The organism is Erythrobacter aureus, assembly GCF_003355455.1.
Lineage (GTDB): Bacteria > Pseudomonadota > Alphaproteobacteria > Sphingomonadales > Sphingomonadaceae > Qipengyuania > Qipengyuania aurea.
The window spans coordinates 1,196,830-1,213,494 of the sequence record NZ_CP031357.1; the positions used below are offsets into that span (position 1 = coordinate 1,196,830).

Annotated in this window: 19 protein-coding genes; 12 read left to right on the forward strand and 7 right to left on the reverse strand. The window is 64.5% G+C overall.

From position 1 onward, the window contains the following. Window positions 1–47: 47 nt before the first annotated feature. The 4 genes from DVR09_RS05860 to DVR09_RS05875 are packed head-to-tail and all read left to right on the forward strand — an operon-like array spanning window position 48 to window position 3,619. Window positions 48–1,160 (forward strand): ABC transporter permease, encoded by a 1,113-nt coding sequence (locus DVR09_RS05860; protein WP_115416112.1) that lies wholly within the window; start codon window positions 48–50, stop codon window positions 1,158–1,160. Next, complete coding sequence (locus tag DVR09_RS05865) at window positions 1,160–2,068, forward strand: ABC transporter ATP-binding protein (RefSeq protein ID WP_115416113.1); 909 nt, start codon at window positions 1,160–1,162, stop codon at window positions 2,066–2,068. The genes DVR09_RS05860 and DVR09_RS05865 overlap by 1 nt, the downstream gene beginning before the upstream one ends. Window positions 2,069–2,072: 4 nt before the next feature. Continuing rightward, a complete protein-coding gene (locus DVR09_RS05870; protein WP_115416114.1) occupies window positions 2,073–3,023 on the forward strand; it encodes an MlaD family protein in 951 nt (316 codons plus the stop codon). A gap of 11 nt (window positions 3,024–3,034) precedes the next feature. Next, complete coding sequence (locus tag DVR09_RS05875; RefSeq protein ID WP_115416115.1) at window positions 3,035–3,619, forward strand: ABC-type transport auxiliary lipoprotein family protein; 585 nt, start codon at window positions 3,035–3,037, stop codon at window positions 3,617–3,619. 4 nt (window positions 3,620–3,623) lie between these two features. Here the strand turns inward: DVR09_RS05875 and DVR09_RS05880 are convergent, their stop codons facing one another. The 7 genes from DVR09_RS05880 to crcB are packed head-to-tail and all read right to left on the reverse strand — an operon-like array spanning window position 3,624 to window position 7,864. Beyond that, window positions 3,624–4,166 carry an MOSC domain-containing protein gene (locus DVR09_RS05880; protein ID WP_115416116.1) on the reverse strand — a complete coding sequence of 181 codons (543 nt, stop codon included), beginning with the start codon at window positions 4,164–4,166 and terminating at the stop codon, window positions 3,624–3,626. Window positions 4,167–4,171: 5 nt separating this feature from the next. Further along, window positions 4,172–4,864, reverse strand: a complete 693-nt coding sequence (locus DVR09_RS05885; protein ID WP_115417814.1) for an ATP12 family protein — start codon at window positions 4,862–4,864, stop codon at window positions 4,172–4,174. Beyond that, complete coding sequence (locus DVR09_RS17370) at window positions 4,861–5,034, reverse strand: hypothetical protein (protein ID WP_174223728.1); 174 nt, start codon at window positions 5,032–5,034, stop codon at window positions 4,861–4,863. Before DVR09_RS17370 ends, DVR09_RS05885 begins: the two co-directional genes overlap by 4 nt. A 37-nt stretch (window positions 5,035–5,071) precedes the next feature. Continuing rightward, window positions 5,072–5,731: an HAD-IA family hydrolase gene (locus tag DVR09_RS05895; RefSeq protein ID WP_115416118.1), complete on the reverse strand. Its 660-nt coding sequence runs from the start codon at window positions 5,729–5,731 to the stop codon at window positions 5,072–5,074. Beyond that, on the reverse strand, window positions 5,728–6,333 hold the full coding sequence (locus tag DVR09_RS05900) for an FMN-binding negative transcriptional regulator (protein ID WP_115416119.1): 606 nt from the start codon (window positions 6,331–6,333) through the stop codon (window positions 5,728–5,730). Before DVR09_RS05900 ends, DVR09_RS05895 begins: the two co-directional genes overlap by 4 nt. Beyond that, a complete protein-coding gene (locus DVR09_RS05905; RefSeq protein WP_115416120.1) occupies window positions 6,333–7,457 on the reverse strand; it encodes an RluA family pseudouridine synthase in 1,125 nt (374 codons plus the stop codon). Before DVR09_RS05905 ends, DVR09_RS05900 begins: the two co-directional genes overlap by 1 nt. Then, entirely contained in the window at window positions 7,454–7,864 is a 411-nt protein-coding gene (gene crcB / locus DVR09_RS05910; RefSeq protein WP_115416121.1) for a fluoride efflux transporter CrcB, read from the reverse strand. Before crcB ends, DVR09_RS05905 begins: the two co-directional genes overlap by 4 nt. Window positions 7,865–8,082: 218 nt before the next feature. Here crcB and rpsU point away from each other — a divergent pair, with 218 nt between their 5' ends. From rpsU to DVR09_RS05950, 8 genes are all read left to right on the forward strand, one after another. Continuing rightward, a complete protein-coding gene (rpsU, locus tag DVR09_RS05915) occupies window positions 8,083–8,289 on the forward strand; it encodes a 30S ribosomal protein S21 (protein WP_067677802.1) in 207 nt (68 codons plus the stop codon). Window positions 8,290–8,370: 81 nt separating this feature from the next. After that, complete coding sequence (locus DVR09_RS05920) at window positions 8,371–8,928, forward strand: FKBP-type peptidyl-prolyl cis-trans isomerase (protein WP_115416122.1); 558 nt, start codon at window positions 8,371–8,373, stop codon at window positions 8,926–8,928. Window positions 8,929–8,948: 20 nt separating this feature from the next. Continuing rightward, window positions 8,949–10,634, forward strand: a complete 1,686-nt coding sequence (locus tag DVR09_RS05925) for a DUF4153 domain-containing protein (protein ID WP_115416123.1) — start codon at window positions 8,949–8,951, stop codon at window positions 10,632–10,634. A gap of 57 nt (window positions 10,635–10,691) precedes the next feature. After that, on the forward strand, window positions 10,692–10,994 hold the full coding sequence (gene gatC, locus DVR09_RS05930; RefSeq protein WP_115416124.1) for an Asp-tRNA(Asn)/Glu-tRNA(Gln) amidotransferase subunit GatC: 303 nt from the start codon (window positions 10,692–10,694) through the stop codon (window positions 10,992–10,994). Between the two features lie 105 nt (window positions 10,995–11,099). Further along, window positions 11,100–12,581, forward strand: coding sequence for an Asp-tRNA(Asn)/Glu-tRNA(Gln) amidotransferase subunit GatA (gatA, locus tag DVR09_RS05935; protein WP_115416125.1), 1,482 nt, complete (start codon window positions 11,100–11,102; stop codon window positions 12,579–12,581). Further along, window positions 12,581–12,781, forward strand: coding sequence for a hypothetical protein (locus DVR09_RS05940; protein ID WP_115416126.1), 201 nt, complete (start codon window positions 12,581–12,583; stop codon window positions 12,779–12,781). Before gatA ends, DVR09_RS05940 begins: the two co-directional genes overlap by 1 nt. Continuing rightward, on the forward strand, window positions 12,774–14,270 hold the full coding sequence (gene gatB / locus DVR09_RS05945) for an Asp-tRNA(Asn)/Glu-tRNA(Gln) amidotransferase subunit GatB (RefSeq protein WP_115416127.1): 1,497 nt from the start codon (window positions 12,774–12,776) through the stop codon (window positions 14,268–14,270). The genes DVR09_RS05940 and gatB overlap by 8 nt, the downstream gene beginning before the upstream one ends. 150 nt (window positions 14,271–14,420) lie before the next feature. Continuing rightward, the gene (locus DVR09_RS05950) at window positions 14,421–16,583 is read left to right on the forward strand and encodes a S46 family peptidase (protein WP_115416128.1); all 2,163 of its coding nucleotides are present in this window, start codon (window positions 14,421–14,423) and stop codon (window positions 16,581–16,583) included. Window positions 16,584–16,665 lie beyond the last annotated feature (82 nt).

Genomic DNA, 16,665 nt, shown 5'->3' on the forward strand with positions numbered 1-16,665 from the left:
CGATCACCGCTTGGCAAGCGCCTGATTTCCCCGCATACCGCGCCGCGATGGGTGGTATTGCCGAATACGAATTGGTCGAGGGGGACGACGGGGGCACAGTGCTGGCCTTGTCGGGACCCTATCTGGTGTCCACCATCGGTGCGATCGACCACGAATTGCGCGGTCTCGAAGGGCCGATCTCCAGCATCGATCTGGCCGCCGTGAGCGAAATCGACACGGTAGGGGCGTGGACGGCGACCCGATTGGCCAGTGCGCATAAGGCGGAGATTTCGGGTGCGAGCGAGCGCGCCGAACGCCTGATCGAGGCCTTGAAGAATGTGCGCGCGGAAGAGGAAATCGCCGCGCCGCGCCTGCCGGTATGGGAACGCGTGCCGCAGGCCATGGGCGAAAAGATGTTCGATGCGCGCAAGGGCGTGTACGGCGTTGTCGGCTTTCTCGGTGCATTGCTGGTGGCTTTCGCCAGCCTGATGCGTCACCCGAGCCGGTTCCGCTGGCTCGCGCTCGTCCGTCAGCTCGAACTGGTCGGCGTGTCGGCGCTGCCGATCATCGGCCTGATGAGCTTCCTGATCGGCATCGTCATCGCGCAGCAGGGGGCAGTGCAGCTTGCCCAGTTCGGGGCGGAGACGCTGACCGTCAATCTGGTCGGCCGGATCACCTTGCGCGAACTTGGCGTGTTGATGACCGCGATCATGGTCGCGGGCCGTTCCGGCAGCGCCTTCGCCGCCCAGATCGGGACCATGCGGCTGACCGAGGAAGTCGATGCGATGCAGACTATCGGCATTTCGCCGATGGAGGCGCTGGTCGTCCCGCGCATTCTCGCCGCGATCCTGATGATGCCGCTGTTGGGCTTCTATTCCGCCGGCGTCGCGATCGTCGGCGGCGCGTTCGTGGGCCAGTTCATGCTGGGAATACCCTTCTGGACGTTTCTTTCCCGCATTCAGGACGTGGTGCCGATTTACGATCTGTGGGTCGGCCTGATCAAGGCGCCGGTATTCGGCCTGATCGTGGCCCTGGCGGGCTGCTATCACGGCATGAACGTCAAGGGGAATTCCGAAGAGGTCGGCCTGCGCACCACCATGGCGGTGGTCACCGGCATCTTCGCGGTGATCGTGATCGATGCCTTCTTCGCCGTGTTCTTTACCGAGATCGGGTGGGGCTGATGGCGCAGGATGAAACCGGGCGCGAACTGGGCCGCCATGAGCGCTATCGCGGCGAATATCCGATCGTTGTGGAAGGGCTGAAGACGGCTTTCGGCCCGCAGGTCGTCCATCAGGACCTCGATCTCAAGGTCAGACGCGGCGAAATTCTCGGCGTGGTCGGCGGTTCGGGTACGGGCAAATCGGTGCTGATGCGCGCGATCATAGGATTGCAGCGCCCCACCGAAGGCGAAGTCAGCGTGTTCGGGCGCTCGATCGCCGGGAGCGATCCGCAGCAGGAGATCGGCATTCGCAATCGCTGGGGCGTCCTCTTCCAGGGCGGGGCGCTGTTCAGCACGCTGACGGTGGGCGAAAATGTCGAAGTGCCCCTGAAGCAGTTCTATCCCGACATCGAACCCGAACTGCGTCACGAAATCGCGCGTTATAAAGTGGTGCTCTCGGGCCTGCCGGAAGAAGCGGTCAGCAAATACCCTTCCGAGCTGTCGGGCGGCATGAAGAAGCGTGCCGGTCTCGCGAGGGCGCTGGCGCTCGATCCGGAATTGCTGTTTCTGGACGAACCGACCGCCGGGCTCGACCCGATCGGCGCCGCGGCATTCGACCGGTTAACGCTGGAACTCAAGGAAACGCTCGGCCTGACCGTGTTCCTCATCACGCACGATCTCGATACGTTGCACGAGATATGCGACCGGGTGGCGGTGATCGCCGACAAGAAAGTTATCGCGGTCGATACGGTCCCCAATCTGATGGAACTCGATCACCCCTGGATCCAGGAATATTTCAACGGTCCGCGCGGACGCGCCGCGCTGACCGCCCAGGCGCTCGACGAATTGCGCAAGCATATGGACGAGCCCGTGGCGGCACATGCGGTCAAAGCGTTGGACAAAGCGGATTCGAAGAAGGATAAGGCGTAGCTCAATGGAAACGCGGGCAAATCACGTTTGGGTGGGGGCGGTGACACTGCTGATCCTCGGCGCGCTCGCGCTGTTCATCGTCTGGCTCGCGCGGCTCGGCGGCGGGGCGCAGAACGAATACGACATCTTCTTCAAGCAATCGGTCGCCGGGCTCGCCAATGGCAGCTCGGTCGATTTCGCCGGCGTTCCGGTGGGGCAGGTGAACGAGATCGTGCTGTGGGACAAGGACCCCGAATTCGTCCGCGTGCGGATCAAGGTGCAGGAAAGCGTGCCCATTCTGGTCGGCACCACGGCCACAATCCAGGGCAGCTTTACCGGCGTTTCGACGATCACGCTCGATGGCGCGCGCAGCGGTGCCCCGCCGATTTCCTGCGAAACGACCGCCTGCACCGAAGGCGTGCCGATCATCCCGCCGACGACGGGCGGCGGTTTCGGTGCCGTGCTTGCCAGTGCGCCCCTGTTGCTCGAACGCCTGGCCACGCTGACCGAGCGGTTGACCATGCTGCTGAGCGATCGCAATCAGGAAGAAATTTCGCAGATTCTCGCCAATACCAATGCCGCGAGCGCGGGCTTCGCGGCGGCGGCCCCGCAGATGGAGCGGACCATGGCCGAATTGCAGGTGACGCTGCGCGAGGCGAGCGAGGCACTCGATCAGTTCGAACAGGTCACCGCCACGACCGATCGTATCCTTAACGAGGAAGGCGAGGCCATCGCCAAGGATCTGCGGGCAACGCTCAAATCGGCGAGCGGCGCGGCCAAGGCGCTCGAGGACACGTTGAACGATGCGCGGCCGGCCACCAAGCAGCTCACCGAAAGCACGCTGCCCGCAGCCGAAGCCACGCTGAAGGACCTGCGCGCCACCAGCAAGGCCTTGCGGGGCGTGACCGAAAAGCTCGACGAGCAGGGAGCCGGCGCGCTGCTTTCGAACCAGCCGCTGCCCGATTACAAGCCGTGAGAGGCAAAAGCATGAACAGCACCATCAAACTCGCCGCGCTGGCCCCAGCCCTGCTGCTGGGCGGTTGTCTCAGCCTCGGCGGCGAAGTCCCCGACAGCCTGTTGACGCTCACCCCCACCGCTTCGGCGCCTGTCGGGTCCGGCGGTGCGGACGCGCAGGTAGGGGCGCTGATCATCGCGGAATTCGAAGTGCCCAAGGCGCTCGATGTCACGCGCGTGCCGGTGCAGGTCACGGATACGCAGATGGCCTATCTCCAGGACGCCGTATGGGTCGAACGCCCGGCACGCCTGTTCGGGCGCCTGGTCGCCGAAACGGTCCGGACACGGTCGAACCGCATTGTCATCGATGGCGACGATCCCGGCGTGAGCGCGAACGACCGGTTGCACGGCTCGCTGCGTGCGTTTGGTTACGACGCCCGCACGCGCGAAGCCGTGGTCACCTTCGATGCGGTCCGCAATCGCAGCGACTCGACAGTGAGCACCCGCCGCTTCGAAGCGCGCGTGCCGGTCGCCGCTCCGGAAACGGCATTCGTGGGTCCGGCGCTCAACGAGGCGGCCAACGATGTGGCCGGACAGGTCGCCGACTGGATCGGCTGACGCGCTACACCGGCTCCAGCGCCAGATGCGGCAGGGGCGGCAGTTGCACCGTTATCCTATCGCCGGGCCTGATCGCACCGCCGGTCAGGGCGATGGCCATCACCCCTGCCTTGCGGATGAGGGACCCGTCCGCCTTCCTGTCCAGCACTGCGGACAGCAGGCCGCGCTGAAAGGCGTCGATCTGGGCGCAGGGATTGCGCAGACCCGTGATCTCCAGCCGCGCACCGGAGGGATCGATCGTCAGGATGCTGCCACGCGGCAACGCGAGCAGGTCAATTCCGGTGGTGAGGATGTTCTCGCCCAGATCGCCGGGCTCGACCGCGAAGCCGCGTTGGTGCAATTCGGTCAGCAATTCGGCGTGGATCAGGTGGACCTGTCGCAGATTGGGCTGGTTCGGATCGCCGCGCACACGCGAACGGTGCTTGACGGTTCTGCCTGCATGCGCATCGCCCGCGATACCGATTCCGGCGATGATCTCGATCCTGTCGCGGACCGTCTTGGAGAAGCCGTGCCCGCAACTCGCCGCAACGGTCTGGACACGTGCCATCGCACCTATCTCGCCAGCCGCGCGAATTCCATCGCCTTGAGGAAGCTCGCCAGCCGCCTCGCGCGGCGGTCGGCGGCTTCCTCGTCTTCGCCCCATTGCTCGACCTGCCAGTCTTCCTCCAGATTGGCGGCGGCCCAGAGCTGCTCGCCATCGGCATTCTCCTCCAGCGCGGCGAGGCCGATGCAGAGCGAGGCGGCGAGCGAGGTAAGCTGTTCGAGTGCCGTGAGAGCGAAGTGGTCGTGGCTGTCGAGGCGCATCTTCAGGCGATCCATCGTCTCGGGCGTGTGCGGCCGCGCGACGACACCGCTCACGCGCTCAAGTTTCACCCCTTCGCGCAATTCCAGTGTTTCGACCAGCGGGTCCCAGACCTTGCGCTGGCGGTGCCACAACGGCTCGTCCGGATCGGCGCGGTAGCACAGCGTATCGGTTTCCGCATAACGCAGCAGCTTGGCCACGATCTCGGCACGGGTGGCCGGAACGACGTCGAGCGCGTAATCGGTCATGTCGCGCAGGGCGAAGCGCGCAGGGTCGATCGTGTCGCCCTGTCCGGCCCATTCCGCCGCCAGCGCCTCGGCCAGGGCTTTCGACCTGACAAGCTGCGGATCGCCGCCCTGCGTCTTGATCGGCCGTCCGTCGAGCGCGACATGGTAGGCCGGGCCGGACTGTTCGACCGACACGCTCTTGTAGAATCGCTTCACGCGCGGCTGCTCCACCGTTTGGCCAGAATGGTCGGCAGGATGAAGACATCGAACGCGCCGAATGCAAGCAGCAGATAGCCGACCAGTTCGGGCAAGGGCAGGATCTCGCCAAGGACTAGCGCGCCGAGTACGCCCAGCACCACGCCCGACAATCGCACCGCTTGAATCATGAAGAACCGCGCTTTTGCCGGATCATGAGGCGCCGGATCATGCTGGTCCACGGATCATGTCTCCCAATTGACGGGCCGTGTCGGCCACTGCGCTGGCCCCCGTATCGAACAGTTCCTGCGGCTCGTGATAGCCCCAGGACACGCCGATGGCGCGGACACCGGCGGCAACGGCCATTTCCATGTCGAAACTGGTATCGCCGATCATCACCGCCTCGCCCGGCGCAACCCCGGCATCGACCAGCGCCGCTTCGAGCATGGCGGGATGCGGTTTGGAGGGGTGGCGGTCGGCCGTCTGCAGCGACACGAAGCGGTGCCTGATGCCATGTGTGTCGAGACAGGCGTGAAGGCCCCGGTCGCTCTTGCCGGTTGCCACGGCGAGCAGCCGGTTCTCGGCATCGAGCTCCTCGATCAGCGCGCCGATCCCTTCGAACAACGGCTCTCGCAAGGCGCCCGACAGGCGCAGGTCGCGAAAGCCGATCTTGTAGGCTTCCACCACGGCCTGGCGTTCGTCGTCGCTCGCATCGGGGGCCAGTTCGCGCAGCGCATAGGGCAGGCTGAGACCGACCATGCGCCGCACCTGCTGCCGGTCGGGCGCGACCAGACCGGCGCTGGCAAAAGCCTGCTCCATCGTCTCGCAAATCGCCGCCTGCCCGTCGACCAGCGTGCCATCGCAATCGAAGACGACCAGGCGGGTCATGCCGCCCGGTCTCGCATCCAGCGGGACATGGACCGATTGCCTTCCGCTTCGATATGATCGGCGAGCGCCCGCGCCACCGGGGCGGGTTTGTTCTGGCTCAGTTTCAGCGTGTCGCGCATCGCGGTGATGGAGAATTCGAAGCCCACGATACCGCGCAGCAAAGCCCGGCGCGCGGGGTCCGACATTTTCGCCATCGTCCACGGCACGCCGCCAGTGCTAATCCGCGCCTCGTGGCGGTCCGACAGGTCGGAAACCAGTTGTTCGGTCCGGCCATCGCCGAGCCGCGAAACCGTGCCATCGCATTCCAGAGCGACGTAATTCCAGGTCGGCACCTGATCGGCTGCATCGTACCATCGCGCCGAAACATAAGCGTCGGGACCTTGCAGCACCAGCATCGCCTGCGCGCCATCCAAATGGCGCGTCAGAGCGTTCGGCCGCGCGAGGTGAAACAGGAGCCGTCCGGTCTCCGATCTCAGGACAGGGACATGCGCCGCGCGGGGGCCATCCGGCGAATGGGCGAAAAGGGTGGCGAATGCCGACCCTTCAAGCAGGCGGTCGAGCAACGCGCCCGGATCGCCGCGAAACGCCGCATTCGGGTGCATCAGCGCTTCCTTCCCGGCTTGCGGGACTTTGCGCCAGCGCTGCCGCGGGCGCGACGCGGCGAACGCTGCGACTTGCGGTAGTTCTTGGCGTGCTGGCGCGCCTGCTGTTTCTTTTCCTCGCGGCTCTTGGGCGGCGGGTCGTCGCGCATTGGCGTTGCGTCGCTGGTGCTTTCGTCGAAACCGAGATGCTCCATCGAGCCTGCGAAATGCTCGGGCAGATCGGCCGTCACGTCGAGCTTGCCGCCATCGGGGCTGTCGATAATCAGGCGCCGGGCATGGAGGTGCATCTTGCGGCTGATCGCGCCGGTCAGGAAAGCGTCCCGTCCGCCATATTTGCCGTCGCCGACGATCGGATGCCCCATTGCCGCGCAATGCACGCGCAGCTGGTGGGTCCGCCCGGTCAGCGGCTGGAGTTCGAGCCAGGCGGCTTTCTTGCCCACGCTATCGACCACGCGGTACTTGGTTTTGGCCGGTTGGCCGTCCTCGTGGTCGACATGCATCTTTTCGCCGCCCGAGCCGGGCTGCTTGGCAAGCGGGGCCTCGATCACGCCTTCCCTGACGTCGGGCACGCCGATGACGAGCGCCCAGTAGATCTTCTTGGCGCTGCGCCCGGAAAAGCGTTTGGAAAAGAAGGCCGCGCTGCCGGGCGTGCGGGCGACCAGCAACACGCCCGAAGTATCCTTGTCGAGCCGGTGGACGAGGCGCGGGCGCACGTCTTCCTCGCCCGGGGCAAAGGCATCGAGCAAGCCGTCGACATGATTGAACGTGTTCGTTCCGCCCTGCGTCGCAAGGCCGGGCGGCTTGTTCAGCACCAGCGCGCCCTTGGTCCGGTGGATCACCATGCCCTCGGCCTGTTCGATCTCGGCCTTGGTCAGCTCGCGCTTGGCCTTGGCTTGCTTATGCGGTGCGTCGCCCCCCGGGGGCACGCGAATTTGCTGCCCTTGGGCAAGCCGGTCGTCGGGCTTCACCCGCTTGCCATCGACCCGGACCTGGCCGGTGCGCGCCCATTTGCTGACCGTGCCGAAGCCGATTTGCGGCAGGTGGCGCTTGAACCAGCGATCCACGCGAATGCCGTCATCGTCCGCCGCCACGGTGAAGATGCGTACTTCGTCGGAGGTCTTCATCCCACCATCCTCATCACGCCCAGGCCGACCATGAGGCCGGTGATGCCGAGCGCGATCGACAGAATCGCATAGAGCAGGGCGAAGAGATACTGCCCGCGCTGAAGCAGCATCACCATTTCCAGACTGAAGGCGCTGAAAGTGGTGAAACCGCCCAGCAGGCCAACACCCAGCAATAGCCGTAATTGATCCCCGTCGCCGCTGCCGTTGCGGGCGAGCCATCCGGCGAGTACCCCCATCAGCAGGCTGCCCGCGGCATTGGCGGCCAGCGTGGCGAAGGGGAAAGCGGTGACGATGGGTGCGCCGAGCCAGCCGGTCATAGCGCGACCCAATTGCCATCGCAGTACCGCGCCGACCCCGCCGCCGATGAAGACGTGCAATGCGGCAACTAAAGGAGAGAATGAGGACATTATGGCTCGCCTTAGCTGCCAAATCTCCATTCGTCATCCCGATGCGCGCGGTTGCGACAAAGACTTGCCATTGTCGGCACGAATCCGTATGTGCGCCTGCGTTCGAGCCGGTCCGGAACGGATTCGGCGCGTTTTTCGTTCTCTTGGCGAAACCGTTTTTCAAGGAGGCAAAACCCGCTGCTGCGGGCTCTGGCCCGCTTAGTGAGGTGTTTGAATTTATGCAGATCATCGTTCGCGATAACAATGTCGACCAGGCCCTGCGCGCGCTCAAGAAGAAGCTGCAGCGCGAAGGCGTGTATCGCGAAATGAAGCTGCGCCGCCACTACGAGAAGCCGAGCGAAAAGCGCGCCCGCGAAAAGGCTGCCGCCGTTCGCCGCGCCCGCAAGCTCGAGCGCAAGCGCATGGAGCGCGACGGCGCGAAGTAAGTCGCTATTGCGGCTATAACCAAGCTAAGCCATGAGGGCGCGGAGCAATCCGCGCCCTTTGCGTATCCGGAAGAGACATCCATGACCGAGATTACCCGCGTTCCCCTCCAGTCCATCAAGAAGGGCTCACTGACCAAGCTCTGGCTCGGTATCATCGTGGCCGTCGTGCTCGGCGCCGGCCTCGCCTGGGCCGCCGTGCCCAAGGGGCTCGATGTCGAAACGGTAACCGCGGGCACAGGCGATTCGCCCAAGCTGGGCGATGTGGTCTTCGTCAATTACGTCGGCAAACTGGCCGACGGGACCGAATTCGACCGTTCGCAGCCCATGCCGATCCCGCCGGGCCTGTTTCCCGAAGGCAACCCGCTATTGCTGGAAGAAGGCGCGATCATCGACGGCTTCATCGAAGGCCTGACCCAGATGCAGAAGGGCGGCAGCTATGTCCTCACCATCCCGGCCGAGCAGGCCTATGGCGCCGCACCGCCTCCGGGTTCGCCGATCCCGCCCAATGCCGATCTGGTGTTCGAGGTCGACGTCGTCGATTTCATGAGCCGCGAGGATTTCCAGACCCGGGCCGCCGCCCTTCAGTCCATGATGGGTTCAGGTGAGGAAGGCGAAGCGGGGACATCGCCAACCGAATAGACGCCACCGGGGGAGGGCGCATGAACGACACTATCGAGGATCACGCGCCCGAAACCCATAGCGACTGGCCGCTGCGCCCTTGGGCGCTGGCGGCTCTGCTGGGCCTTGCCGGGCTGGGCATTCACCTTATCGGCGAATGGGGATCGGACAGTTGGGTGCCGTGGCGCGCGGCGCTGTCCGCCGCAGTCGCGTTCGGAGCGTTGGCTTTCGCCTTCACGCTGGACCGCGATCGCTGGAAGCAGCCGCTGGCCTTTGCCGCGATCGTCGCGCTGGTCATGGCGGGTATTGCATGGCGGGTCGCCAGTGCGGGCGACCACCATGCCGACGAACCCTTCTGGCTTGCTGCCGGTGTGGTGGCCATCGCGCTGGCACTGCCGCTGTTCCAGGCCGGTTTTCATCGCCTGCGCTGGCGCACGCCCTACCGGCAAACGCATTTCCACGTCTGGGCCGATGCGATCAGCGCCGGTGGCGCGGTGGCTTTCACAGGCCTTTCATGGCTACTTCTGATCCTGCTTTCGACGCTGTTTTCCGCTATCGAGATCGACCTGCTCAAGGATTTGGTGAACGAGGGGTGGTTCGGCTGGACTTTCTCCGGCGCCGCTTTCGGCGCGGCGCTGGGCGTGCTGCGCAATCAACTCAAGATAATCGGCACGCTGCAATCGGTGGTGATGCTGGTGTTTTCGATCATCGCCGTGCCTTTGGCGATTGCGCTGGCGATTTTCATCGTCGCGGTGCTCGCAAGCGGGATATCGGTCCTGTGGAACGCCACCGAAAGCCCGACTCCGCTGTTGCTATCGGTCGCGGTGGCCAGCTTTATTCTGGTCAATGCCGTGGTCCGCAATGGCGATGCGGAGGCGAGCGAGAACCGCATATTGCGCTGGGCGGCACTGGTGCTGGCGCTGGCGATCTTGCCGCTAGCCCTGCTCGCGGCGATTTCCACCGGTACCCGCATTTCCGAATACGGCCTGAGCCCAGAGCGTTTGTGGGGCATCGTCGCGGTGGCCGTGGCGGTCGCTTATGGCCTTGCCTATTTCGTCGCGCCGATCCGTGGAGGTCTGACCGGGTGGATGGAACGCGTGCGCAGCGCCAATATGCATCTGGCCGTCGGCACTTGCGCCATCGCCTTCATTCTCGCGCTGCCGCTGTTCGATTTCGGCGCGATTTCGGCGCGCAACCAGGTCGCGCGGCTGGAAGCGGGCAAGGTGGCGGTTGACAAGTTCGATTTCGATGCGCTGCGCTGGGATTTCGGCGATGCAGGCAGAGAGGTATTGGAGGCACTGGCCAGCGACGACAATGCGGAAATTGCCAGATTGGCCGCCAAGGCCCGGGCTCGGGACAAGCGTGTCTACCGGCCACAACGGGATCACAACCGGGACCAGAGGCTCGCCAACCTTCGGTTTGGCTTCGATGCCCCCGATTTGCGTGAGGATGTTACCGATCTCGTCCGGGTGGCCGTCTGGCACTGTAACAAGCCCTGCGTCGCGCTCGATTTGGGCGAGGACGACGATGGCCGCCGCCGAATCGCACTCGTCGAAAACGGGAATGTCCAGTGGGAGGTCCTGCCAGCCGAAGGGGCACCCGAACCGGCGCATATGATCGAAAATCCGCAGCCCGAACAGAATGCCGATTCGCAGGTCGAAATCCGCGAATGGTCGGGACGCCGCATCTATATCGACGGTAAGCCCGCTGGCACGCCTTTCGAATAGGGCGCACACCCGTATCCCGGCTTGAAGCGCGGCCCCCGCGCGGCTAACGCGCGAGCCATGTCAGTAACACGCGAAGAAGTGGCCAAGATCGCCTCGCTCGCCCGCATAAGGATGGGCGATGCCGAGCTCGATCGTATGGTCCCCGAACTCAACAATATTCTCGCTTGGGTCGAACAGCTCGGCGAGGTCGATTGCAGCGGCGTCGAACCGATGACCGCGGTCATTCCCAATCACCTTCGCCTGCGCGACGACGTGGTCGATGCCATCCCCGAAACGGGCGGCGGCAGGCGCGACGATGTGCTCGCCAATGCCCCCGCCGCCGAACACGGTTTCTTCGGCGTGCCCAAGGTGATCGAATGATGGCTTGGGCTATTTATCGTCACCCCAGCGAAAGCTGGGATCTGCCTCAGCTTGGCGCGAGCCCGATAGAGATCCCAGCTTTCGCTGGGATGACGGAAGTTTAGAATGACCGACCTCACAAATCTTGGCGTCAAGGCCATCCGCGACGGCGTGACCGGTGGCGATTTCACCGCGCGCGAAGTGGCCGAAGCCTTCAACGCGGCAGTCGCCGAAGCGGCAGACCTCAACGCCTTCATCGTCACCACGCCCGACCATGCGCTCGCCGCCGCCGATACGGTGGACGCAAAGCGCGCGAAGGGCGAACACCTCGGCGCAATGGGCGGCGTGCCCATCGGGATGAAGGACCTGTTTGCCACCAAGGGCGTGCAGACCACTGCGGCGAGCCACATCCTCGAAGGCTTTACGCCGCAGTACGAAAGCACCGTGTCGCAGAATCTGTGGGATGCGGGCGCGGGCATGCTGGGCAAGCTCAATCTCGACCAGTTCGCCATGGGTAGCTCGAACGAGACCAGCTATTTCGGCAATGTCGCCTCGCCCTGGAAGAAAGACGGCGCCAATGCCGCGATGAGCCCGGGCGGGTCGTCGGGCGGTTCGTCCAGCGCCGTGGCCGCGCGCATTGCGCCCGCCGCCACCGGGACCGACACGGGCGGTTCGATCCGCCAGCCCGCCGCCTTCACCGGTATCTGCGGGATCAAGCCGACCTATGGCCGCTGCAGCCGCTGGGGCGTGGTCGCCTTTGCCAGCAGCCTCGACCAGGCGGGGCCGATGGCGCGCAGCGTCGAAGATTGCGCGATCATGCTCGAAGCCATGGCCGGTTTCGATCCGAAGGACGCTACCAGCCTCCAGATGGACGTTCCCGCATGGGAGGCCGGCCTCAATGCGGACCTCAAAGGCAAGAAAATCGGTATCCCGAAGGAATACCGGATGGACGGCACGGATGAGGAAATCCTCAAGAGCTGGGAACAGGGCAAGGAATGGCTGCGCGATGCGGGCGCGGAGATCGTCGATATCTCGCTGCCGCATACCAAATATGCGCTGCCCGCCTATTACATCATCGCGCCCGCAGAGGCTTCGTCCAACCTCGCCCGCTATGACGGTGTGCGCTACGGCCTGCGCGATCTGCCCGAGGGGGCGGGCTTGCAGGACATGTATGCTGCCACCCGTGCCGCCGGTTTCGGCGACGAGGTCAAGCGCCGCGTGCTGATCGGGACCTATGTTCTGAGCGCGGGCTTCTACGACGCGTATTATACGCAGGCGCAGAAGATCCGCACGCTGGTGGCGCAGGACTTCGAGAAGGCCTGGGCGCAGTGCGACGCGATCCTCGCGCCGACCACGCCGACGGCGAGCTTCCCGCTCGGCAGCCTCGATGCCGACCCGCTGACGATGTATCTGAACGACGTCTTCGCGGTTCCCGCCAGCCTTGCGGGCCTTCCCGCCATGAGCGTGCCCGCCATGCTCAACGGCGACGGCCTGCCGCTCGGCCTGCAGATCGTCGGCAAGCCTTTCGACGAACAGGGCGTACTGAATGCGGGTCTGGCAATCCAGCAGCGTGCCGGGTTCGACACGCAACCGGAGAAGTGGTGGTAATGCCCGGGGTCGGAATGCTTCTGGTCATCGTCGGGGCGATATTCCTGACCGGTGCGGTTGCGTTCTACATTTCGCGCAACGTCGAGCATGGCGAAGCGCGGTTCGGCCCCGGCGGCGAGCAACTGCCCGAGCATCCGCCGTCTCCCGAGACCAAAGACATGAGCGTGACCGTCACGCAGAGCGAGAAGATCGATGACTAAGTACCGCATCCAGGGCGCAACGGGCGAATGGGAGGTCGTGATCGGCCTCGAAGTCCATGCGCAGGTCACTTCCAACGCCAAGCTGTTCAGCGGCGCTTCCACCGCCTTCGGGGCGGAGCCGAACACGCAGGTCTCCCTCGTCGATGCGGCAATGCCGGGCATGCTGCCCGTTCCCAATCGCGAGTGTATCCGCCAGGCGGTTCGCACAGGCATGGCGATCGAGGCGCAGATCAACAAATGGTCGCGCTTCGACCGCAAGAACTACTTCTATGCCGACTTGCCGCAGGGCTACCAGATTTCGCAGCTCTACCACCCGCTGGTGGGCGAAGGTGCGCTGCATATCGAGGCGGACGAGAAGGCCGGAATCGCGGAAGACAAGGTCATCGGCATCGAGCGCATCCATGTCGAGCAGGACGCGGGCAAGCTGATGCACGACCAGCATCCGACCATGTCCTATGTCGACCTCAATCGCAGCGGCGTGGCGCTGATGGAGATCGTTTCCCGACCCGACATGCGCTCACCCGCAGAGGCCGGCGCCTATGTCCGCAAGCTGCGCAGCATCCTGCGCTATGTCGGATCGTGCGACGGGAATATGGAAGAAGGTTCGATGCGCGCCGATGTGAACGTTTCGGTGCGCAAGCCGGGCGAGGAATTCGGCACGCGGACCGAGACCAAGAATGTCAATTCGGTGCGCTTCGTGATGCAGGTCATCGAATACGAGGCCAACCGCCAGGTCGATGTGCTGGAAAATGGCGGCACGGTCGACCAGGAAACGCGCCTGTTCGATCCCGGCACCGGCACCACGCGGACCATGCGGTCGAAGGAAGACGCGCACGACTATCGCTATTTCCCCGATCCCGACCTGCTCCCGCTCGAGCTGGAGGAGGATTTCCTGGAAGAGTGCCGCGCCTCGCTGCCCGAACTACCCGACGCCAAGCGCAAGCGGTACGAGGAAGAGCTGGGCCTCACGCCCTACAATGCGCGCGAACTGACCGCCGAGGTCGAGACTTTCGCCCGCTTCGAAACGCTGCTGGCGGCCACCGCGAACGGCATCGGCAAGCCGGAGAAGGCTGTCGCGACGCAGGTTGCCAATTGGGCGCTCTCGGTCGCGCCGGGTGTGATCAAGTCGCTCGGCGAGGAAGCCAATCCCGCCCATGCCACGGCAGAGGCGCAGGCGAGCATCCTCGATATGCAGGCCAAGGGCGAAATTTCCGGCGGGCAGGCCAAGGAAATTTTCGAGATCGTGCTCAAGACCGGTCGCGATCCCGAGGAAATCGCCGAGACCGAGGGCCTCAAGCAGGTCAGCGATACCGGCGCCATCGAAGCCGCCATCGACGAGATTCTCGCCAATAACGAGGACAAGGTCGAGCAGTATAAGGGCGGCAAGGACAAGCTGTTCGGCTTCTTCGTCGGCCAGACGATGAAAGCGATGCAGGGCAAGGCGAATCCGGCGGTGGTCAATCAGATCCTGAAGGACAAGCTGGGCTGACGCCATTGGCGCCCGGTACGGGCCATCTCAGCGTCCCTGATCGAGTCGTCATGTCGCTGGCCGAGCGGGCGCTTGCCCCGGTCCCGTGCGCGAGGTAGCTTCACGGACATTCTTGCGCGTTTCGCGCAGATGGAAGGGGTCTAAATTCCAATGAAGAAAACCGCCGTTGTCGCAGCGCTCATGGCCTGCGCCGCATCCGCACCGCTCGCCGCCAAGGAGGGGATGTTCACCCCCGGCCAGCTTCCCGAAATCGCCGAGGACCTGCGCAAGACCGGGCTCGAGGTATCGCCCGAGGCGCTGTCGGACCTCACCGGTTTCCCCATGGGGGCGATCGTGCAACTCCAGGGTTGCTCGGGCAGCTTCGTGTCGGATGAAGGCCTGGTGGTCACCAACCACCACTGCGCGCGCGGATCGGTGCAGTTCAATTCCACTGCCGAGAACAATTATCTCGAAAACGGTTTCCTTGCCGAAACCAAGGGCGAGGAATTGCCCGCCGCACCCGGCTCGCGCGTTTATGTGACGACCGAAATCAGCGATGTCACCGCGCGCGTGCGCGACGGGATCGACGCCATGTCGCCCACCGAACGCTACGATACGGTCGACCAGCGGGTGAAGGACATCACCGCCGAATGCGAGCAGGCCGCAGGCTTCCGCTGCCTCGTCGCCAGCTTCTATGGCGGCAAGGAATACACGCTTATCAAGCGGCTCGAGGTCAAGGATGTGCGGCTGGTCTATGCGCCCGCCGATGCGGTCGGGAAATATGGCGGCGATATCGATAACTGGATGTGGCCGCGCCACACGGGCGACTTCGCCTTCTACCGCGCCTATGTCGCGCCCGACGGCTCCTCGGCCGAATACTCCGAGGACAACGTCCCCTACGCGCCCGAGCACCACCTCAAGGTGAGCGCGGCCGGGCTCGACGATGGCGATTTCGTGATGGCTGCGGGCTATCCCGGTTCGACCAATCGCTATACCCGTCTGGGCGAGGTGAAGAACACCTTCGAGTGGAGCTATCCGACCTTCGTCACGCTGCTGAACGACTGGATCGACACGATCGAAGCGGCTGCGCCCGAAGGGTCGGACGCGCGCGTGAAATACGAATCCCGCCTCGCCGGGCTCAACAATTTCGAGAAAAACCTGCGCGGCCAGATCGATGGCGCCCGCCGTGTCGGCCTGGTCGATCGCCGCCGCGCGCGCGAGGATGCGCTCAACGCCTGGATCGCCGCCGATGCGTCGCGCCAGCCCTATGCCGCGGCGATCGCCTCGCTCGATGCCCTGTCGGAAGAGAGCGCCACTGCCGCACGGACCAATTTCTGGTACAACAACGCCACCCGTCCGCAACTGCTGGGCGCGGCGCAGCGGCTCTACCGTCTCGCGAAGGAGAAGGAAAAGCCCAACGCGCAGCGCGAAAGCGGCTATCAGGATCGCGACATGGCGTTCTTCCGCCAGGGTCTGCAGGCGCTCGACCGCCGCTATGACGCATCGGTCGACAAGGCCGAATGGCTGCTGTTCCTCAATGGCTATCTCGCACAGCCCGAGGCGGAGCGCGTGGCAGCGTTCGACCAGGCGCTGGGCCTGACCGGCGTGGACGATGCCAAACAGATCGATGCCATTGTCGATGGCTATTACACGGGCACATCGCTCGACGAGAGCGACACGCGGCTCGCGCTGATGGATGCCACTGCTGCTGAGCTCGAGGCGAGCGACGATCCATTCATGAAGCTGGCGATCGCGCTCTACACCTACGAGCGCAAGCTGGAAGACGAGAGCGAAGAGCGCTCGGGCCGCGCACTCGCGCTGCGTCCCGCCTATATGGACGCGATCACGCAGTGGCAGCGCGAGCAGGGCCTGGCGACCTATCCCGACGCCAACAGCACGCTGCGCGTGACTTACGGCACGGTCCTCGGCGGCTCGCCCAAGGACGGCATGGCCTATTTGCCGTTCACCACGCTGGAGGGCATTCTGGCAAAGGATACCGGCGTGGACCCGTTCAATGCGCCCGAGACACAGCTCAAGGAAATCCGCGAGAAGGACTATGGCGGCTACGCGCTCGACAGCATCGGCTCGGTGCCGGTGAACTTCCTGTCGGACCTCGACAGCACCGGCGGCAATAGCGGCTCGGCCACATTGAACGGCCGCGCCGAACTGGTCGGCCTGCTGTTCGACGGTACGTTCGAAAGCGTCAATTCGGATTGGGATTTCGATCCGCGCACCACGCGCACGATCCATGTCGACACGCGCTACATGCTGTGGGTGATGGACAAGGTCGACGGGGCGCATAACCTGATCGAGGAAATGGACGTGGTGCGGTAAGCACAGCCATCAGATCGCATAGAAGGGGCCGCCGGAGCGATCCGGCGGCCTTTTTCTTGCACGGACGATGTCGTCATCAGTC